Consider the following 20,614-nt stretch of genomic DNA (forward strand, 5'->3'; position numbering starts at 1 on the left):
TCATGGCGCGACCCCCTGCTGGCCCTGCCGCAGCCTGCGTACATCGTCAACGCCACGATTGGCCAGGTCGTCTGCCCGCTCGTTGCCATGATGGCCGTTATGCCCGCGCACCCACTGCCATGTGACCTGGTGGCGAGCCACCTGCGCGTCCAGCTCCTGCCAGAGGTCGGCATTCTTCACCGGCTCGCGGGCAGCGGTTTTCCAGCCGCGTTTCTTCCAGTTGGGCATCCATTGCTGAATGCCCTTCATCACGTATTCGGAGTCGGTTACCAGGTTGACCTGGCACGGCCGCTTGAGCTCTTCGAGCGCGCGAATGGCGGCGGTGAGCTCCATCCGGTTGTTGGTGGTGGAGGTTTCACCGCCCCACAGCTCTTTCTCCACACCCTTGAAGACGAGCAACGCACCCCAGCCACCCGGGCCGGGATTGCCCTTGCAGGCCCCATCGGTGTAAACCTCGACAATATCGCTCATTGATCGACCTGTACCGAAAACTTGAACCGCTCACTGCCCGCCATCGCGCCGGTTGAGTTTGGCCAGCGGCAGGGGGAGCAACTTGCCCATGGGCTCTCTTCGTGCCTGGCGCAGCGGGCGCAAGCCAACTACCAGCTTGCGCGCCACCAACACATAGAAGCCGCCGCCAGCGCTTTGCCAGCGCCCGGCGACCCGCTCCCAACCGGCCATGCGCGCCTGCCAGGCAGGCGAGGCAAGCGGCGGACAATAGCATCCGAAGCGTTTTTTCTCCAGCGCGAAGCCCAGCAGGTTCAGCCAATCCCCTACCCTGGAAGCGGAAATACAGCGGGCCTTGCGCAGCGCCCCTTTGGCGAACAGGTGCCTGGCGCCCCAGGGGCTCCAAGGGTTGATGCCCACGATCACCAGGTGACCACCGGGGCGCACCGCCCGTGCCGCTTCGCGAAGCAGCCCGTGGGGCGAGAGGGAAAAATCCAGCCCATGCTGCAACACCACGAGATCGGCCGCATGCTCGCCCAGTGGCCAGGCCTGCTCCTCGCAGGCAATGTGCACCCCCGGCCAGGGCGCGCCCAGCCGAACGTGGTTCTGTATACGGGCAGCGACGGGCGGCGCGTCAGCGTGCGGGCCATAGTGAACCAGGTAGCCACCGAAGAACTTGCCCAGCTCGGCGCTGAGCACGGCGTGCTCCTCACGCAACAACAGCTGGCCCAGCGGGCCCTCGAACCACTCCCTGGCCTGGCCGATAAGCTCGACCCATTGCTGATCCGCCTGCGCGAATGGCTTGTCTGTCATTGCCGCTCCCTCCGGGTTCTCGCCGGGATCGTCCAGGCCTACTATGCAACCTATCTCAAAGCGTAGCGAATCCCGCCATGATACAGATCACAGCTCTCTCCGCGTTCTCCGATAACTACATCTGGCTGTTGCAGGATGATACAAGCCGTCGCTGCGCGGTCGTGGACCCGGGCGACGCCGGGCCCGTGGAACGCTGGCTGGACGCCCATCCAGCCTGGACCCTCAGCGACATCCTGGTCACTCACCACCACCATGATCATACCGGCGGCGTTGCCGCACTCAAGGCCCGCACAGGCGCCCGGGTGGCGGGCCCCGCCAGGGAAACCATCCCGGCCCTGGATCTGGCGCTCGAAGATAACGCGGAATTGCGCGTGCTGGGCCTCACACTGCACGTGGTCGACGTGCCAGGGCATACCGCCGGGCACATTGCGTTCGTTCACCGAAGCGCCGAGCAACCGTTCGTGCTGTCCGGCGATACACTGTTTGCCGGCGGATGCGGGCGGCTGTTCGAGGGCACCGCGCAGCAGATGCATGTTTCGCTCGGTCGCCTGGCGGCACTTCCAGACGACACTCTGGTGTACTGCGCTCACGAATACACGTTGAGCAATCTGCGCTTTGCCCGGGAAGTAGAGCCAGCCAACGTTGCGCTCGCCGAGCGGTTTGCTCAAGTGCAGGCACTGCGCGAGCGAAACGAGATCACGCTGCCCAGCAGCATCGGCCTGGAAAAGGCCACGAACCCGTTTTTGCGCGCTGGCGAAACATCCGTTAAAGAAAAAATGGACCAGCGGGCGGGCGCTCCGCTTCCCAGCGAAGCCGCGGTTTTCGCGGCAATCAGGGCCTGGAAGGATACGTTCTGAGCAGGATCGCGGGAGGTGACTGAAGGATGAAAGGTTGACCGCCCCACCCCCCCTTTCTAGAATCGCCGCACATTTTTGCCCGGATAACATCGCCGCCAATGTCTCCCACCACTCCCCGTACGTCATCCTCCCGCGCCTTTACCCGGCTTGGTCAGGCCATTGCCCTGGCCCTGTCCGCCGCGTTGGTGGGCTGCCAGAGCGCGGCGCACGTGGAGGAAGCCCCGGCACCCGCGCCCTCGGCCTCGCTGGCCAAACGGGTCAAGCCCAGGCCGGTGTTCCAGGTGGAGCGAAACAAGCAGCAGCCGCCGCAGGACCTCTGGGCACGCATGCGCGAAGGGTTCCAGATGCAGGACGGCATCGATGTAAACCCACGGGTCGAGCAGCAGCGGTTATGGTTCGTCAGCAATCCGGAATTCCTCCTTACCTCCGCTGACCGCGGCAGCCTGTACCTGCACTACATCATCGAGCGGCTTGAAGAGCGCAACATGCCGCTGGAGCTCGCGCTGCTGCCGGTCATCGAAAGCGCCTACAACCCCATGGCGCTTTCGCGGGCCAACGCGGTAGGGCTGTGGCAGTTTATCCCGTCCACGGGGCGATATTTCAACCTGCGCCAGACCAACCTCTATGATGGCCGGCGTGACGTAACCGCGTCCACCAACGCGGCGCTGGATTACCTGAGCAAACTGCACGACATGTTCAACGGCGACTGGCTGCTGGCGCTGGCCGCCTACAATGCCGGTGAAGGCACGGTCAGCCGGGCGATCGAGCGCAACGAGAAGCTTGGCCTGCCCACGGACTACTGGAACCTGCCGTTGCCACAGGAAACCCGGGACTACGTACCCAAGCTGCTGGCGCTTTCCGAAGTGGTGTCATCGCCCCAGGCGTACGGGATAGATCTGGAGCCCATCGCCAACCAGCCCTACTTCAAGGTGGTGGAAATCAACCAACGGCTTGATCTGGCCCGCGTGGCTGCCCTTGCCGACATCGACGAAGACGAGCTGTATCAGCTCAACCCCGCTTTCAAGAAACGCATGACGCTGGACCGGCCACAACACCTGCTGGTACCTACCGCCAAGGCCCAGCTGCTGGCCGACAGCCTGTCGTCGATGAAGCCCGAGGAATTGCTGACCCTGCGCCCGCGCGAGCAAGTGTTCGAGCAAGTTGCCAGCGCTACCCCGTCGCCACGCCGGGATTACCGGGTGCGTTCGGGCGACAACCTCTCGTCCATCGCCAAGGCGAACAAGGTCAGCGTGAGCGACCTGCAGCGCTGGAACAAGCTCACCGGCAAGCGCCTCAAGGCTGGCCAGATGCTGGTCATGCAGGGTGGCGCCAAGGCAGCCAGCCCAGCCGCCAGCGACAAGCGCAGCACCCGCTACACCGTCCGCAAGGGCGACTCCTACGCGCTGGTGGCCAAGCGGTTCAAGGTTCAACCGCAGCACCTCAAGCGCTGGAACCCACGCCTGGGCAAGGCGCTGCGCCCTGGCCAAACGCTTACCGTCTACATCGATCGCTGAGTTCCAGCCTCGGCCGGTTACCTGTCGAGGCCGCATCGAGTCTGTTAATGTACGCGCCTGGCCACTTCAAAGCTGTGACCTGATGCGCGTTCTCCCCCTTCTTCTGTTTGGCCTGGCGTTCGCTGGCCCGGCCATGGCTACGCGAATCGAAAGCCATGGCTATGCACAATTCGGCACGCTCAAATACCCTGCCAGCTTTACCCACTTCGACTGGGCGAACCCGGCCGCACTCAAGGGCGGGACGCTGCGGATCATGGCTGCGGGCACCTTCGATACCCTCAACCCTTATACCTTCAAGGGCACCAGCCCAGCCTCCACCGCCAACTTCCTGCAGTATGGGGTGAGCGAGCTGAGCGAGCCATTGATGGTAGGCACCGGGCAATACGACCCCTCCGGGGATGAACCCACCTCCAGTTATGGGCTGATCGCCCGCTCGGTGGAATACGCCGACGACCGCAGCTGGGTGGTGTTCAACCTGCGACCAGAAGCGCGCTTCAGCGATGGCCAGCCCATTACCGCAGCCGACGTCGCGTTCTCGTATCGCACCCTGCTCAAGCAAGGCCACCCGCAATACCGCATCAGCCTCCAGGAAGTACAGCGGGTAGACCAACTGGGCCCTCATCGGGTGCGTTTCGTGTTCAAGCGCAGCGGGAACCCTTTACTGATCCTTCGCCTGGGAGAAATGCCGGTACTGGCGCGGCACTACTGGCAAAGCCGAGACTTCCAGGCCACCACCTTCGAGCCGCCGGTGACGAGCGGCCCTTACCGCATCACCGAAGTTGTGCCCGGGCGCCGCCTGGTATTCGAGCGGATGCGCCGGTGGTGGGGCAAAGACCTCCCGGTGAACCGCGGCAAGTACAATTTCGACCGTGTCGAGGTGGAGTTCTACCGAGACAGCAACGTGGCGTTCGAAGCGTTCAAGGCGGGCGAATTCGATATCTACATCGAGCACCAGGCCAAGAACTGGGCCACCGGGTATGACATTCCTGCGGTAGCGAGTGGCGACATCATCAAGCAGGAAATACGCCATCGTATCCCCACTCAGACCCAAGGGCTGTTCATCAATACCCGGCGCGCACGGTTCAGCGACGTGCGGGTTCGCCAGGCCCTGGGCACGTTGTTCGACTTCGAGTGGACCAACCGGGCGCTGTTCAGCGGCGCCTACCAGCGGGCGGCCAGTTATTTCCCCAACAGTGAATTCACCGCGAGCGGCCTGCCCACCGGGCAGGAGTGGTTATTGCTGACCCCTTGGCGAGAGCGCTTGCCGGCGCGCCTGTTCACCGAGCCCTTCGAGGTGCCGCGTACCGACGGCAATGGTATTCCAAGAGATACCCTGCGCAATGCCATGGCCCTGCTGGCCGAGGCGGGCTGGAGTTATCGCGACGGCCAGCTGAGAAACCGCGCCGGCCAACCATTGCAGCTCGAGCTGTTGCTGGTGAACCCGGCGCTGGAGCGCATCCTCGAGCCCTACGTGGAAAACCTTGCCCGCGTGGGCATCGAAGCACGGCTGCGCACGGTCGACCGCGCGCAATACAAACAGCGGCTGGACCAGTTCGACTTCGACATGATCCTGATGACGCTTCCACAAACGCTAAGCCCGGGCCTGGAACAATGGCAGTACTTCCATTCCAGCCAGGTGGCCATCAAAGGCAGCAAGAATTACGCCGGTGTCGGCGACCCGGTGGTGGACCGGCTGCTTGACCAGTTGCTGGCGGCCCATAGCCGCGAGCAGCAGGTAGCCGCCGCCCGGGCACTGGACCGGGTACTGCTATGGCAGCATTACATGGTGCCCAACTGGTACCTGGACTATCACCGCCTCGCCTACCGCAACCGCTTCGAGCACCTCCCTACTCCGCCCTACGCCTTGGCGTTGAACACCTGGTGGCTCAAGCCTCTGGAGAACGACCGATGACGTTTTACCCCGCCATGGCTCGCATGGCCTGCGCGCTGCTTTGGCTGACCACGGCCAGCCTCGCGCAGGCTGGCAACGAGCACGCGATCACGCTGTACGACGAGCCGCCGCGCTACCCGGCCAGTTTCACCCATTTCGACTACGTGAACCCCGACGCCCCCAAAGGCGGCACCTTCCGCCGCGCGGCCATCGGCGGTTTCGACAGCCTCAACCCGTTCATCAACAAGGGTGTGCCAGCCACCGGCGTGGAGCAGATCTACGACACCCTGGCGGTACAGAGCCTTGACGAGCCGATGACCGAGTACGGGCTGGTGGCGCAGCGGATCGAGAAAGCCCCCGACCATACCTGGGTGCGTTTCTACCTGCGACCCGAAGCGCGTTTCCATGATGGGCACCCGCTGCGGGCCGAGGATGTCGCGTTTACGTTCGAAGCACTGACCACCCACGGCGCGCCGTTTTACCGCAGCTATTACGCCGACGTGGACAAGGTGGTGGTCGAAGGGCCGCTGCAGGTGCTGTTCAAGTTCAAGGGCAACGCCAACCGCGAACTGCCGCTGATCCTGGGCCAATTGCCCGTATTGCCCAAGCATGCCTGGGAAGGCCGGGACTTCGAGCGCGGCAACCTGGACATCCCGCTGGGCGGTGGGCCGTATCGGGTGGCCGAGGTGCAGGCCGGCCGCTCCGTGCGCTATGAACGGGTAAAGGATTACTGGGCCAAGGACCTTCCCGTGAACCGGGGGCAATACAACTTCGACACGCTGGTGTACGACTACTATCGCGACTCCACCGTTGCCCTGGAGGCGCTCAAGGCGGGGCAATTCGACTACTGGCAGGAGATGATTGCGAAGAACTGGGCCACAGCCTACGACGTGCCTGCAGTGAAAGACGGCCGCCTGGTGCGTGAGGAAATACCCAATGGCAGCCCCAGTGGCATGCAAGGCTTCGTGTTCAACCAGCGTCGGCCCTTGTTCACTGACGTGCGCGTGCGTCGCGCGCTAGCGCTGCTGCTGGATTTTGAATGGACCAACAAGCAACTGTTCAACGGCGCCTACATCCGCAATGGCAGCTTCTTCGAAAATTCCGAAATGGCCGCCGACGGCCTGCCCAACGCCGCCGAGCTCAAGCTGCTCGAACCGTTGCGAAATCAAGTGCCGCCGCAGGTGTTCAGCGAGCAATGGCGCAACCCGGTGACCGACGGCAGCGGGATCATTCGCGCCCAGCAACGTGAAGCGTATCGCCTGTTGCAGGAGGCCGGCTGGCACATCGAAGGGGACCACATGCTCGATGCCCAGGGCCAACCGGTGGTGATCGAGTTTCTGTTGATGCAGCCGGATTTCGAACGGGTGTTGCTGCCCTACAAGCGCAACCTGAAGGACCTGGGCATCGACCTGTTGCTCCGCCGGGTAGACGTGTCGCAGTACGTCAACCGGCTGCGTTCCAGAGACTTCGACATGATCGTTGCCAGCTTTCCGCAGTCCGCATCGCCTGGCAACGAACAGCGGGGCTACTGGTCCAGCGCGGCGGCTGACAATCCCGGGAGCCGTAATTTCATGGGCTTGAAGGACCCCGCCGTGGACACCCTGCTGGACGGCCTGATCAATGCCGACACCCGCGCCAGCCTGGTGACCCATGCCCGCGCCCTGGACCGTGTGCTGCTTTGGAACGCGATCCTCATTCCAAACTGGCACCTGGACAGCTGGCGCGTTGCGTACTGGAACCGCTTTGCTCACCCGGCCACCCCGCCCCGGTATGACATCGGCCTGAACACTTGGTGGGCCAAGCCGGCCACGGAGGCAAACTGATGCTCGCTTACCTGCTGCGGCGTTTGCTGCTGATTGTCCCTACCCTGCTTGGCATTCTGGTGATCAACTTTGTGATCATCCAGGCCGCGCCAGGGGGGCCTGTGGAGCAGATGATCGCCAAGCTCGAAGGCTTCGAAGGGGCCACCAGCCGTATCGGCGGCGGTGGCGCCGAGGTTGCAATCGCGGGGGCGACCTATCGAGGTGCCCAGGGGCTCGACCCAGCCCTTATCGCTGAAATCGAACGGCTGTACGGGTTCGACAAGCCGGCACCTGAACGGCTGTGGATCATGATCAAGAACTACGCCCGCCTGGACTTCGGCGATAGCTTTTTCCGAGACGCCAAGGTCACCGACCTGATTTTGGAGAAGATGCCGGTGTCCATCTCGCTGGGGCTGTGGAGCACACTGATCATGTACCTGGTGTCCATTCCGCTGGGGATTGCCAAGGCCACCCGCCATGGGTCGGCTTTCGACGTGTGGACCAGTTCGGCAATCGTGATCGGTTACGCCGTGCCGGCCTTCCTGTTCGCGATCCTGCTGATCGTGCTGTTCGCTGGTGGGAGCTACCTGCATTGGTTCCCCCTGCGCGGGCTCACTTCCAATGATTTCGATCAATTGAGCCTGGGCGGCAAGGTGCTGGACTACTTCTGGCATCTGGCGTTGCCGGTCACTGCATTGGTCATCGGTAACTTCGCCACCATGACCCTGCTCACGAAAAACAGCTTCCTGGACGAGATCGGCAAACAGTATGTGATCACCGCCCGCGCCAAGGGCCTTAACCAGCGGCGCGTGCTGTATGGCCACGTGTTCCGTAACGCGATGCTGTTGGTAGTGGCAGGGTTTCCTTCGGCGTTCATCGGCATTTTCTTTACGGGTTCGCTGTTGATCGAGGTGATTTTCTCCCTCGATGGCCTGGGGCTTATGAGCTTTGAGGCGGCAATCAACCGCGACTATCCGGTGGTATTCGGCACGTTATTCATTTTCACGTTGGTGGGCTTGCTGGTGAAGCTGATTGGAGACCTGACCTATACGTTTGTGGACCCCCGCATCGACTTCGAAGGCAGGAAGCACTGATGGCCCTTTCTCCGTTGAATCGACGCCGGCTGCAACGCTTCAAGGCGCACAAGCGCGGCTGGTGGTCGCTATGGCTGTTCAGCGTATTGTTCGTGCTGAGCCTGGGCGCCGAGTTGATCGCCAACGACAAGCCGTTGCTGATCCATGTAAACGATGCCTGGTATTTCCCGGCGTTCGAGCGCTACCCGGAAACCACGTTTGGCGGAGAATTTCCGCTGGAGGCTAATTACAAAAGCCCCTATGTACGCGACCTGCTGGAGCGGCAAGGCGCCTGGACACTGTGGCCGCCTATCCCCTTCAACTACCAGAGCATCAACTATGACCTGAAGGTCCCGGCGCCAGCGCCGCCGTCCTCGCAAAACTGGCTGGGCACCGATGACCAGGGACGCGACGTACTGGCCCGGGTGATCTATGGCTTTCGCATCTCGGTATTGTTTGCCCTCACCCTTACCCTGCTCAGCTCGTTGATCGGGGTGCTCGCCGGCGCGCTGCAGGGGTTCTATGGCGGCTGGGTAGACCTGGCCGGGCAGCGTTTTCTGGAGGTGTGGTCCGGTTTACCGATGCTTTATCTGCTGATCATCCTGGCCAGCTTCGTACAACCCAACTTCTGGTGGCTGCTGGGCATCATGTTGCTGTTTTCCTGGATGAGCCTCGTGGACGTGGTACGCGCGGAGTTCCTTCGCGGGCGCAACCTGGAGTACGTGCGCGCCGCCCGGGCGCTGGGCATGCGCGACGGGCCGATCATGTTCCATCACATCCTGCCCAACGCCATGGTGTCGACCATGACCTACCTGCCTTTTATCCTCACGGGCGCCATCGGTACTTTGACCGCGCTGGACTTTCTCGGCTTCGGGCTGCCCGCGGGCTCGCCTTCGCTGGGCGAGCTGGTAGGCCAGGCCAAGGCCAACCTTCAGGCGCCCTGGCTCGGTATCAGCGCGTTCTGCGTACTGGCCCTGATGCTCAGCCTGCTGGTATTTATCGGCGAAGCCGCCCGTGACGCATTCGATCCAAGGAAATGACATGACCACCGATACCTTGATCGAAATCCGCGACCTGGCCGTGGAGTTCCATGGCAACGAGCAGGTCCAGCGCGCCGTGGCCGGCGTGAGCTTCGACATCTGCAAGGGCGAAACCCTGGCGCTGGTGGGCGAAAGCGGCTCGGGAAAATCCGTGACCGCGCATTCCATTCTGCGCCTGCTGCCCTACCCGCTCGCTCGCCACCCCAGCGGGGAAATCCGCTACGGTGGCCAGGACCTGCTGCGCGCCTCCGAGCGGACCTTGCAGAATATCCGCGGCAACCGCATCGCCATGATCTTTCAGGAGCCCATGACCTCGCTGAACCCGCTGCAGCCCATCGAAAAGCAGATCGGCGAAGTGCTCGCTCTACACAAGGGGCTGACCGGTGCGGCCGCCCGCGAGCGCATCCTCGAACTCCTGGCGCTGGTGGGCATTCCCGAGCCTGCCCGGCGCCTGCGCGCGCTGCCCCATGAACTGTCCGGCGGGCAGCGCCAGCGGGTGATGATCGCCATGGCCCTGGCCAACGAACCAGAGCTGCTGATTGCCGATGAACCTACCACTGCCCTCGACGTGACGGTACAGCTGCGCATCCTCGATCTGCTCAAGGATTTGCAAGCCCGCCTGGGCATGGCCATGCTGTTGATCAGCCATGATTTGAACCTGGTGAGAAGAATCGCCCACCGCGTATGTGTCATGCAGCGCGGTTGCATCGTCGAACAGGCAGCATGTGAACAATTGTTTCGTGAACCGCAGCATCCGTACACCCGCGAATTGCTTGCCGCTGAACCCGCTGGCAAGCCAGTTGCCAGCCCTCAGGCCGAGCCATTGCTCGAAGTGAGGGACCTGCGTGTGTGGTTCCCCGTGCGCAAAGGCCTGCTGCGCCGCACCACGGACCACATCAAGGCAGTGGACGGTATCAGCTTTTCGCTGCCCCGAGGGCAAACGCTTGGCGTGGTGGGAGAAAGCGGCTCGGGCAAGTCCACACTGGGCCTGGCGATCCTTCGCCTGATCCAGAGCCAAGGGGGCATCCGCTTCCACGGCACGGACCTGCAAGGGCTTGACCGCGGCGAAGTACGCCCGCTGCGCAGGGAGATGCAAGTGGTGTTTCAGGACCCCTTCGGCAGCCTCAGCCCGCGCATGAGCGTAGGGCAGATCGTCGGAGAGGGGCTGCGCATTCACGGTATCGGCACTGCGCAGGAGCAGCAGGCGGCTATTGTTGCCGTGCTGCGGGAGGTCGGGCTGGACCCGGACACCCGTCACCGCTACCCTCACGAGTTTTCCGGGGGCCAGCGGCAACGAATCGCCATCGCGCGGGCGCTGGTGCTGCAGCCAGCTCTGATCGTGCTGGACGAGCCTACCTCCGCGCTGGACCGAACCGTGCAACGTCAAGTGGTGGAGCTGTTGCGATCGTTGCAGGCCAGGCATGGCCTGACATATCTGTTCATCAGCCATGACCTGGCCGTGGTCAAGGCCCTGAGCCATCAGCTGGTGGTCATGAAGCAGGGCCAGGTCGTAGAACAAGGGGAGGCAGCGGCCATATTCGCCGCGCCGCAACACCCCTATACACAACAGCTACTGGAAGCTGCCTTCATGGCCCCGGTCGCTGTCGATTAATTAGAAGAGGAACAAACACATGGGTTTTCTCGCCGGTAAGCGCGTACTGATCGTCGGTGTTGCGAGCAAATTGTCCATCGCATCCGGTATCGCCGCAGCGATGCATCGCGAAGGTGCGGAGCTGGCTTTCACCTATCAGAACGACAAACTCAAGGGTCGTGTCGAGGAATTCGCCAGTGGCTGGGGCTCGGGCCCTGAGCTGTGCTTCCCGTGCGACGTGGCCAATGACGACGAAATCGCCAAGGTGTTCGAAGCGCTGGCGCAGAAGTGGGACGGCCTGGACTGCATCGTTCACTCGGTCGGCTTTGCCCCCGGTGACCAGCTCGATGGCGACTTCACCAGCGCTACCACCCGTGAGGGCTTCCGCATTGCCCACGACATCAGCGCCTACAGCTTCGTGGCACTGGCCAAGGCCGGCCGCGAGCTGATGCAGGGCCGCAACGGTAGCCTGCTCACCCTGTCCTACCTGGGCGCCGAGCGCACCATGCCCAACTACAACGTGATGGGCATGGCCAAGGCCAGCCTTGAGGCCGGCGTACGTTACCTCGCCCGCAGCCTGGGCGCGGAAGGCATCCGTGTGAACGCGATTTCGGCTGGCCCGATCCGCACACTGGCGGCCTCGGGCATCAAGAATTTCCGCAAGATGCTGGACGCCAACGAAGCGCAAACCCCACTGCGCCGCAACGTGACCATCGAAGAAGTCGGCAACGCCGGCGCCTTCCTGTGCTCGGACCTGGCCTCTGGCGTAAGCGGCGAGATCATGTACGTGGACGGTGGTTTCAACACCACGGCCATGGGTGACCTCACCGAGTAATCGGTTGGTTTATCCCGCCCACAAAAAAGGCCGCTGATCGCGGCCTTTTTTGTGGGCGGGCGCTATCAGTAGCGCTTCACCTCGGCTTTTTCCTGAAGCTGCTTGCGGAACGCGGCGAAGTCCATCTGACCCTGGCGCGAGGCCAGCGCCTGGCGATAGGTGGTCTTTTCCTGATCCGTAGGCATTGCGCCTTCGTTTACCCCGTTAAGGCGCAGTACCACCAGGCTACCATCGCGCAGGGCTACGCTGGCGAAGGTAGGCTTGCCCTTCTCGCTCGGCTTCGGCATCTGGAATACCGCATTCAACACTGCGGCATCGAAGCCTTCCTGGTTGCGGCTGGCCGCTTCCGCGGTTTTCCAGGCCTGACCATTCTGTGGCGCGGTCGGGGCAGCCTTGCCGCTGCGCAGGTCTGCGAGCAGCGCTTCGCCCTTGGCTTTCACCGCCTCTGCGGCACGCTCGCGGGCCAGTTCCTTGCGAATCGGCTCGGCTACGGCTTCCAGCGCCAGCTGGGCAGGCTTGCGGTGCTCCTTGGCATGAATCACCACAGTAGTGTCCGGATCCAGCTCGATAGCGCTGCTGTTGGCGCCCTCTTCCAGCACTTCCTGGCTGAACGCAGCCTGGATCACGGCACGGTTGGCGGTGATGCCCTGGGCACCGCCGTCACGGCCGAACGGCTCGGACGTTTGCACGGCAAGGCCAAGGTCCTGCGCGGGTTGTGCGAGGTCCGACGCCTCGAAGGCGGCGTCTTCGAGCTTCTTGCTCGCTTCCACGTAGCGCTGCTCGACCTGCGAGGTTTTCAGTTCGCGGGTGAGCTTGTCTTTCAGGCTGGCGAAGGTAGGCACCTGCGGCGCTTCCACGCCGAGCAGCTTGATCAGGTGGTAGCCGAACTGGGTACGCACCGGCGCTGACACCTGATCGGCCTTGAGGCTGTACAGGGCGGCTTCGAAGGCCTCGTCATACACGCCTTTGCCGGCATAGCCCAGGTCGCCACCATTGGCGGCAGAGCCCGGGTCCTGGGAGGTTTCCTTGGCTACCTTGGCGAAGTCTTCACCCTTCTCCAGGCGCTGCTGAATTTCGGTGATGCGGGCCTTGGCCTGCTCGTCGGTCACCTTGTCGTTCACTTCCACGAGGATGTGAGCCGCGCGGCGTTGCTCGGCGAGGTTCGAAATCTCTTTCTGATACTGAGCCTGCAGGTCCTCATCGCTGACCTTCACCTGGTCGAAATAAGCAGACTTCTTCAGCTCGATGTAGTCGATCACCACCTGATCCGGGCTCATGAACTCTTTGGCATGGGCGTCGTAGTAGGTTTTCACGTCCTCGTCACTGACCTTGATCGCGGACGGATCGGCTTTAAAGGTGAGGTTGGCAAAGTCGCGGGTTTGCTTGTTCAGGCGTGCATAGGCCGCTACTTCGTCCTCTGTCACAAAGCTGCTACCCGCCAGGCCGGCGCGCAGCTGGCTGATCAGCATTTCTTCGGCGAGCATCTGACGGAACTGCATCCGCGAGAAGCCCAGCTGGCGAATGAACTGGTCGAAGCGTTCAGCGCTGAAGGCGCCGTCCTGCTGGAACTCCGGCATTTGCAGGATCACTTGATCCACTGCGGCGTCGGTGAATACGAAGCCCGCGTCGTGCGCGCCTTGCAGCAGCAGCTTGCGATCGATCAGGCCCTTGAGGGCAGCTTCGCGCAGCATCTTGTCGTCGAGCAGGGAAGGGTCGAATTCTCGCCCAAGCTGCTGCATGAGCTGGCGGCGCTGCATCTCGACCGCCTGGCCAAGCTCGGCCTGGGTAATGGTATCGCCGTTTACCTTGGCGGCGTCCTGGCTATGACTGGTGGCGCGGAAGATCGCGTCGAAACCCGTCAAGGCCATCAGCACGACAATAACGCCGATGATTGTCTTGGCAATCCACCCCTGTGAATTGTCCCTGATGTTTTGAAGCATGCTTCCCCCAGCAACGGCCAGTTACATCTCCGACCGCCCAGAACCGATATGAAAAAGGCGCATCCGAGGATGCGCCTTCTCGTCACTTGCCGAACAGCGCCACCGGAGCCGGACGACCTTGGCCACCGTGGCCGGTCGCGCCCGCTCGGTGATCAGTTGACCGCGTCTTTCAGGCCTTTGCCAGGCTTGAAGCCCGGGATCTTGGCTGCGGCGATCTTGATCGCTTCGCCCGACTGCGGGTTACGGCCGGTGCGCTCTGCGCGCTCCTTGACCTGGAAGGTACCGAAACCGACCAGCACAACGGAGTCGCCACTTTTCAGCGCGCCGGTAACGGATTCGATCACAGCGTCCAGCGCGCGACCTGCAACGGCTTTCGGGATATCAGCGGATGCAGCGACGGCATCGATCAGTTCCGACTTGTTCACTCTAAGTCCCCTTATCTCTATCTTGAGTTATTTCTGGATATTTTTTTTGAATACTGTGTGTTGCCGGACACGCTGCCGACAAAACGAGCCGCTTTTCAAGGCGGCTCTTGAATTCTGTCTGGGAGCTTTCCCGTACAAATGGCCTGCCTAGTGCGTACTGACCCTTTCCTTCGCGTCAGCGTCGCGCTTGTCATCCTTTGCAACTATCTCGGGAGCCACGTCGGGCAAGGGCTCCGGCGCGTATTGCAGCGCAATTTGAAGGACCTCGTCAATCCATTTGACAGGCTTGATTTGCAGATCCTGCTTGATGTTGTCCGGAATTTCCTTGAGGTCACGCACGTTTTCCTCAGGAATGATCACCGTCTTGATTCCGCCACGGTGCGCGGCGAGCAGTTTTTCTTTAAGCCCGCCAATCGCCAGTACCTGGCCACGCAGGGTAATCTCCCCTGTCATCGCCACATCAGCCCGCACAGGAATCTGGGTAAGCGCCGACACCACCGCTGTGCACATGCCGATACCGGCACTCGGGCCATCCTTGGGCGTGGCGCCTTCAGGCATGTGGATGTGCGTGTCGCGCTTCTCGTGGAAATCGAGCGCGATACCCAGGCTTTTTGCCCGGCTACGCACCACGGTAAGCGCGGCAGTGATGGATTCTCCCATCACGTCACCCAGCGAGCCGGTCTTGATCAGGTGGCCCTTGCCAGGCACCACTGCCGCTTCGATGGTCAGCAGCTCGCCACCCACCTGCGTCCAGGCAAGGCCGGTAACCTGGCCGATCTGGTCTTGCTGCTCCGCCAGCCCGTAACGGAACTTGCGTACACCCAACAAGTGCTCAAGCGACTCGGGCGTTACCTTCACCGCCACGTTTTTAGCCTGAGCGTGCTCCTTGACTACCTTGCGGCAGATCTTGGCAATTTGCCGCTCGAGGCTGCGCACACCCGCTTCACGTGTGTAGTAGCGAATGATGTCACGGATCGCCTGGGTGTCGATTTCCAGCTCGGTTTTCTTCAAGCCGTTGGCAGTGACCTGCTTGGGCGTGAGGTACCGGGTAGCGATGTTGATCTTCTCGTCTTCGGTGTAGCCGGGCAGCCGGATGACTTCCATGCGGTCCAGCAGCGCTGGCGGGATGTTCATCGAGTTGGAGGTACACAGGAACATCACGTCGGAAAGGTCGTAGTCCACTTCCAGGTAATGGTCGTTGAAGCTGTGGTTCTGCTCCGGATCCAGCACCTCGAGCAATGCCGAAGCGGGGTCGCCACGCATGTCGCTGCCCATCTTGTCGATTTCGTCGAGCAGGAAGAGCGGGTTGCGCACGCCGACCTTGGTCATCTTCTGAATAAGCCGGCCGGGCATGGAGCCGATATAGGTCCGGCGGTGGCCGCGGATTTCCGCTTCGTCACGCACCCCGCCCAGGGCCATCCGCACAAACTTGCGGTTGGTGGCGTTGGCGATGGATTCTGCCAGGGAGGTTTTACCTACCCCGGGCGGACCCACCAGGCACAGCACCGGGCCGCGAATCTTCTTCACGCGCTTTTGCACGGCAAGGTATTCGAGGATACGTTCTTTCACTTCCTCGAGGCCGTAATGGTCGGCGTCGAGGATTTGCTCGGCGCGAGCGAGGTCCAGGCGCACCTTGCTCTGGGCTTTCCACGGCACCTGGGCGAGCCAGTCGATGTAAGAACGCACCACGGTGGCCTCGGCAGACATCGGCGACATCTGCTTGAGCTTGTTGAGCTCGGCGGTCGCCTTGGCCATGGCGTCCCTGGGGAGCCCTGCAGCCTCGATGCGCTTCTTCAGCTCCTCGACTTCGTTATGGCCTTCCTCACCGTCGCCAAGCTCCTTCTGGATGGCTTTCATCTGCTCGTTGAGGTAGTACTCGCGCTGGCTGCGTTCCATTTGTTTCTTCACGCGGCCACGGATGCGTTTCTCCACCTGCAGCAGGTCGATTTCGGCATCCAGCAGGGCAAGCACGCGCTCTACGCGGGCCGACAGCTCGATGATCTCGAGGATTTCCTGCTTCTGTTCGATCTTCAGCGCCATGTGCGCGGCCATGGTATCTACCAGGCGCCCGGGCTCGTCGATGCTGTTGAGCGAAGACAGTACTTCAGCCGGGACCTTTTTGCCCAGCTGTACGTATTGTTCGAACTGCGACAGGAGGCTGCGCACGAACACTTCAGCTTCGCGATCCGGCGCTGCGCTTTCCTCGATCAGGCTGACCTGTGCACGCACGTGCCCGTCAACCTCCAGGAATTTTTCGACAGTGCCGCGCTGCTCGCCTTCCACCAGCACCTTCACGGTGCCATCGGGCAGCTTGAGCAGCTGCAGTACGGTGGCTACGGTACCGGTTCGATAAAGGGCGTCCTCGCCCGGATCGTCATCCCCGGGATTACGCTGGGCGAGCAGAAGGATCTGCTTCTCGCCCGCCATCGCGGCCTCGAGGGCTTCGATGGATTTCTCGCGTCCCACGAACAGTGGGATCACCATATGCGGATAGACCACCACATCACGCAATGGCAGGAGAGGCAATTCGATGGTCGTCTTCATGGTTTCGCCTCTTCAGCGGCGCAAAGCCGCTCACAGATGAAAATAAGCCTGAGGCTAATCTGGGGGTAGCCTCGGGAAAAAACAAGCATCGGACTCGGACAAAAAAAGGGCCCGAAGGCCCTTTCTGCTATCGCTCAGCCCAAAAAGCCGGCAATGCGCGAATCACGCATCGGGTGCTGCCTTGGCAGGCGGCTCGCTGTTCTCGTAGATCAACAGCGGCTTGGACGTACCATCGATCACGCTTTCGTCGATCACCACCTTGCTGACGTCCTTCTGGGAAGGAATTTCATACATGGTGTCGAGCAACACGCCTTCGAGGATCGACCGCAGGCCACGGGCACCGGTCTTGCGCTCCAGGGCCTTGCGGGCCACGGACTTGAGCGCATCGGCACGGAACTCGAGGTCCACGCCTTCCATTTCGAACAGCTTGCCGTATTGCTTGGACAACGCGTTCTTCGGTTCGGTGAGGATTTGAACAAGCGCCGCTTCGTCGAGCTCGTCGAGCGTCGCCAACACGGGGAGGCGACCTACGAACTCGGGAATCAGGCCAAACTTCACGAGGTCATCCGGCTCTACTTCACGCAGGGACTCGCCAACCTTCTTGCCTTCTTCACGGCTGCGAACCTCGGCGTTGAAGCCGATGCCGCCTTTGGTGGAGCGGTTCTGGATGACTTTTTCAAGCCCGGAGAACGCACCGCCGCAGATGAAGAGGATGTTGCGGGTGTCAACCTGCAGGAATTCCTGCTGAGGATGCTTGCGCCCGCCCTGCGGCGGTACCGAGGCCACGGTGCCCTCGATGAGCTTGAGCAAGGCCTGCTGCACACCCTCACCCGACACGTCACGGGTGATGGAGGGGTTGTCCGACTTGCGGGAAATCTTGTCGATTTCGTCGATGTAGACAATACCCATCTGGGCCTTTTCCACATCGTAGTCGCACTTCTGCAACAGCTTCTGAATAATGTTCTCGACGTCTTCACCCACATAGCCGGCTTCGGTCAGCGTAGTGGCGTCGGCGATGGTGAAGGGAACGTTGAGCAGGCGAGCCAGGGTTTCGGCAAGCAGGGTTTTGCCCGAGCCGGTGGGCCCGATCAGCAGAATGTTGCTCTTGCCGAGCTCGACGTCGTCGTTTTTCTTGTCGCGCTGGTTCAACCGCTTGTAGTGGTTGTACACCGCGACCGCCAGGACCTTCTTGGCACGCTGCTGACCAATGACGTACTGGTCGAGAATGCCGCTGATTTCCTTGGGCGACGGCAACTTGTGAGAGCTGCTCTCTGCCTGTGCTTCTTGCACCTCCTCGCGGATGATGTCGTTGCACAGGTCGACGCACTCGTCACAGATGAAGACCGAGGGGCCGGCAATCAATTTGCGTACTTCATGCTGGCTTTTGCCGCAGAAGGAGCAATAGAGCAGTTTGCCGTTGTCCTCGCCGTTGCGGGTGTCAGTCATTCGATCTATCCAATCCTGTAGGCTTGAAACACAAGATGAAGGCAATTGCGGGCTTTTTCAAGCCCGCGAATGGCGGGAACGCCCCGCCACACAGGATTCACGCCTATTACGCGGGCATTTGCCGCTTGTCGAGAACCGAGTCAACGAGACCGTACTCGGCCGCGCGCGGGGCGCTCATGAAGTTGTCGCGGTTGGTGTCCTGCTCGATGGTTTCGATGCTTTGGCCGGTGTGATAGGCCAGCAGTTCGTTCAAACGGGCACGGATGGACAGGATTTCCCGGGCATGGATGTCGATGTCCGACGCCTGGCCCTGGAAGCCGCCCAACGGCTGGTGAATCATCATGCGAGAGTTGGGCAGGCAGTAACGCTTGCCCTTCGCACCGCCAGCCAGCAGGAACGCACCCATGCTGCACGCTTGACCGATGCAGATGGTGGATACGTCCGGCTTGATGAACTGCATGGTGTCGTAGATCGACATGCCAGCCGTTACCGAGCCGCCGGGTGAGTTGATGTAAAGGTGAATGTCCTTGTCCGGGTTTTCGGCTTCCAGGAACAGCAATTGCGCTGCAACCAGGTTGGCCATGTAGTCTTCGACCGGCCCGATCAGGAAGATCACCCGCTCCTTGAGGAGGCGTGAGTAGATGTCGTAGGCGCGCTCGCCACGCGCGGACTGCTCGATAACCATCGGGACCAGGCCACCAGCGGCCTGGATGTCAGAGCTCTGAATATAAGAATTGCGGGACATGCCTGCACTCACTCCCAATTAGTCATGCCTTAGATACGCATAAGCCAGCGCGAAGGCTGGCTTATGGTTATTCCGAAGCTGGGCCGATTTACGCGGCTTCAGGCGCCGCCTGGGCCGGTTTTACCGCTTCTTCGTAAGAGACCGCTTTGTCAGTCACACTAGCTTTCTGCAGAACAGTATCCACAACTTGTTCTTCGAGCACAACCGAACGGACTTCGTTCATCTGCTGGTCGTTCTTGTAGTACCAGCTGACTACCTGCTCTGGCTCCTGGTAGGCCGAAGCCATTTCCTGGATCAGCTCACGCACGCGGGCGTCGTCCGGCTTGAGTTCGAACTGCTTGACCACTTCAGCCACGATCAGGCCGAGCACCACGCGGCGGCGAGCTTGTTCTTCGAACAGCTCGGCGGGCAGTTGGTCCGGCTTGATGTTGCCACCGAACTGCTGAACGGCCTGCACGCGCAGGCGGTCGATTTCGTTGGACAGCAGAGCCTTCGGCGCTTCGATCGGGTTGCTGGCGAGCAAACCGTCCATGACCTGGTTCTTCACCTTGGCCTTGATCGCCTGGCGCAGCTCGCGCTCCATGTTCTTGCGAACTTCGGTGCGGAAGCCGTCGATGCCGCCTTCCTTGATGCCGAACTGGGCGAAGAATTCGTCGGTCAGCTCAGGCAGGGTGGGGGCGGAAACACTGTTGACCTTGACGGTGAACTCGGCGGCCTTGCCGGCCAGGTCCAGGTTCTGGTAATCCTCGGGGAAGGTCACGTTCAGCACGCGCTCTTCGCCGGCCTTGGCGCCCACCAGGCCATCTTCGAAGCCCGGGATCATGCGGCCGGAGCCCAGCACCAGCTGGGTGCCGGTGGCCGAACCGCCGGAGAAGGCTTCGCCGTCGATCTTGCCGACGAAGTCGATGTTCAGCTGGTCTTCGTTCTGCGCTTCACGCTCGACGGTTTCGTAGCGAACGTTCTGCTTGCGCAGGATGTCCAGCATGTTGTCGACGTCGGCGTCGTTCACTTCGGCGCTCTGGCGCTCGACGTTGATGCCTTCGAAACCGGCAACGGTGAACTCAGGGAATACTTCGAAGGTGGCGACGTATTCGAGGTCCTTGCCCTTTTCGAAGACTTTCGGCTCTACCGAAGGCTGGCCAGCAGGGTTGAGCTTCTGCTCGACCACGGCTTCGTAGAAGGTCGCCTGGATCAGGTCGCCGAGGGCTTCCTGACGCGCTGCGGCTTCGTAGCGCTGGCGAATCACGCTCATGGGCACCTTGCCAGGGCGGAAGCCCGGCACTTTTGCCCGGCGGGCAGTCTGTTGCAGACGCTTGTTGACTTCGGTCTCGATGCGCTCGGCGGGCACGCCGATGGTCATGCGGCGTTCGAGCGCCGAAGTGTTTTCAACAGAAACTTGCATGGATATTCCTCGTTGCACAGACGATAGCCGGCGATTCCCGACTCCAGATCAAGGGCAAGCATTCTAGTCACTCGACTGGCAGAAGTCACCCCACCCGCACCACCTGAAACACAGCGCCCGAAAACCGCTGACGAGTAGCCCCAGCCAGAGCCTTCGGGCCCCTCCGCGCAACGGTATGCCGTCGCCTGCGAGGCTGTTATCCTCTGGGCATTCGCCTGTTCCCGGAGAGCACCATCATCGCCTCGGATA

Annotated in this window: 16 protein-coding genes; 8 read left to right on the forward strand and 8 right to left on the reverse strand. The window is 61.7% G+C overall.

Annotation, left to right across the window (positions count from 1 at the left end; genetic code table 11):
- Both rnhA and G7016_RS13000 read right to left on the reverse strand, forming a co-directional pair.
- Complete coding sequence (rnhA, locus tag G7016_RS12995; protein ID WP_181114784.1) at nucleotides 1–471, reverse strand: ribonuclease HI; 471 nt, start codon at nucleotides 469–471, stop codon at nucleotides 1–3.
- Nucleotides 472–501: 30 nt separating this feature from the next.
- Nucleotides 502–1,260, reverse strand: a complete 759-nt coding sequence (locus G7016_RS13000; RefSeq protein WP_181114788.1) for a class I SAM-dependent methyltransferase — start codon at nucleotides 1,258–1,260, stop codon at nucleotides 502–504.
- Between the two features lie 77 nt (nucleotides 1,261–1,337).
- Between G7016_RS13000 and gloB the strand changes: the two genes are divergently transcribed.
- The 8 genes from gloB (at nucleotide 1,338) to fabI (ending at nucleotide 11,863) form a co-directional block, all read left to right on the forward strand.
- Nucleotides 1,338–2,117, forward strand: a complete 780-nt coding sequence (gene gloB, locus G7016_RS13005; protein ID WP_181114790.1) for a hydroxyacylglutathione hydrolase — start codon at nucleotides 1,338–1,340, stop codon at nucleotides 2,115–2,117.
- A 98-nt stretch (nucleotides 2,118–2,215) separates the two neighbouring features.
- The gene (locus tag G7016_RS13010; protein WP_181114793.1) at nucleotides 2,216–3,631 is read left to right on the forward strand and encodes a lytic transglycosylase domain-containing protein; all 1,416 of its coding nucleotides are present in this window, start codon (nucleotides 2,216–2,218) and stop codon (nucleotides 3,629–3,631) included.
- Nucleotides 3,632–3,713: 82 nt separating this feature from the next.
- Entirely contained in the window at nucleotides 3,714–5,543 is a 1,830-nt protein-coding gene (locus G7016_RS13015; protein ID WP_181114795.1) for an extracellular solute-binding protein, read from the forward strand.
- On the forward strand, nucleotides 5,540–7,345 hold the full coding sequence (locus G7016_RS13020; RefSeq protein WP_181114798.1) for an extracellular solute-binding protein: 1,806 nt from the start codon (nucleotides 5,540–5,542) through the stop codon (nucleotides 7,343–7,345). The genes G7016_RS13015 and G7016_RS13020 overlap by 4 nt, the downstream gene beginning before the upstream one ends.
- Nucleotides 7,345–8,418, forward strand: coding sequence for a microcin C ABC transporter permease YejB (locus G7016_RS13025; protein WP_181114801.1), 1,074 nt, complete (start codon nucleotides 7,345–7,347; stop codon nucleotides 8,416–8,418). The genes G7016_RS13020 and G7016_RS13025 overlap by 1 nt, the downstream gene beginning before the upstream one ends.
- Nucleotides 8,418–9,437, forward strand: a complete 1,020-nt coding sequence (locus G7016_RS13030; protein WP_181114803.1) for an ABC transporter permease — start codon at nucleotides 8,418–8,420, stop codon at nucleotides 9,435–9,437. The genes G7016_RS13025 and G7016_RS13030 overlap by 1 nt, the downstream gene beginning before the upstream one ends.
- 1 nt (nucleotide 9,438) lies before the next feature.
- Entirely contained in the window at nucleotides 9,439–11,049 is a 1,611-nt protein-coding gene (locus G7016_RS13035; RefSeq protein ID WP_181114805.1) for an ABC transporter ATP-binding protein, read from the forward strand.
- A 19-nt stretch (nucleotides 11,050–11,068) separates the two neighbouring features.
- Entirely contained in the window at nucleotides 11,069–11,863 is a 795-nt protein-coding gene (gene fabI, locus G7016_RS13040) for an enoyl-ACP reductase FabI (protein WP_181114807.1), read from the forward strand.
- Between the two features lie 65 nt (nucleotides 11,864–11,928).
- Here the strand turns inward: fabI and G7016_RS13045 are convergent, their stop codons facing one another.
- The 6 genes from G7016_RS13045 to tig all read right to left on the reverse strand — a co-directional run bounded on the left by G7016_RS13045 (nucleotide 11,929) and on the right by tig (nucleotide 20,365).
- The gene (locus G7016_RS13045) at nucleotides 11,929–13,803 is read right to left on the reverse strand and encodes a SurA N-terminal domain-containing protein (protein WP_181114809.1); all 1,875 of its coding nucleotides are present in this window, start codon (nucleotides 13,801–13,803) and stop codon (nucleotides 11,929–11,931) included.
- Between the two features lie 152 nt (nucleotides 13,804–13,955).
- Nucleotides 13,956–14,228 carry an HU family DNA-binding protein gene (locus G7016_RS13050; protein ID WP_181114811.1) on the reverse strand — a complete coding sequence of 91 codons (273 nt, stop codon included), beginning with the start codon at nucleotides 14,226–14,228 and terminating at the stop codon, nucleotides 13,956–13,958.
- Nucleotides 14,229–14,375: 147 nt separating this feature from the next.
- Nucleotides 14,376–16,772, reverse strand: coding sequence for an endopeptidase La (gene lon / locus G7016_RS13055; RefSeq protein WP_181114813.1), 2,397 nt, complete (start codon nucleotides 16,770–16,772; stop codon nucleotides 14,376–14,378).
- Between the two features lie 162 nt (nucleotides 16,773–16,934).
- Entirely contained in the window at nucleotides 16,935–18,218 is a 1,284-nt protein-coding gene (clpX, locus tag G7016_RS13060) for an ATP-dependent Clp protease ATP-binding subunit ClpX (RefSeq protein WP_181114816.1), read from the reverse strand.
- Between the two features lie 106 nt (nucleotides 18,219–18,324).
- The gene (gene clpP, locus G7016_RS13065; protein ID WP_181114818.1) at nucleotides 18,325–18,963 is read right to left on the reverse strand and encodes an ATP-dependent Clp endopeptidase proteolytic subunit ClpP; all 639 of its coding nucleotides are present in this window, start codon (nucleotides 18,961–18,963) and stop codon (nucleotides 18,325–18,327) included.
- 88 nt (nucleotides 18,964–19,051) lie between these two features.
- Nucleotides 19,052–20,365 carry a trigger factor gene (tig, locus tag G7016_RS13070; RefSeq protein ID WP_181114820.1) on the reverse strand — a complete coding sequence of 438 codons (1,314 nt, stop codon included), beginning with the start codon at nucleotides 20,363–20,365 and terminating at the stop codon, nucleotides 19,052–19,054.
- Between the last annotated feature and the right edge of the window lie 249 nt (nucleotides 20,366–20,614).

The organism is Pseudomonas japonica, from assembly GCF_013522925.1.
Taxonomy (GTDB): domain Bacteria; phylum Pseudomonadota; class Gammaproteobacteria; order Pseudomonadales; family Pseudomonadaceae; genus Aquipseudomonas; species Aquipseudomonas japonica_A.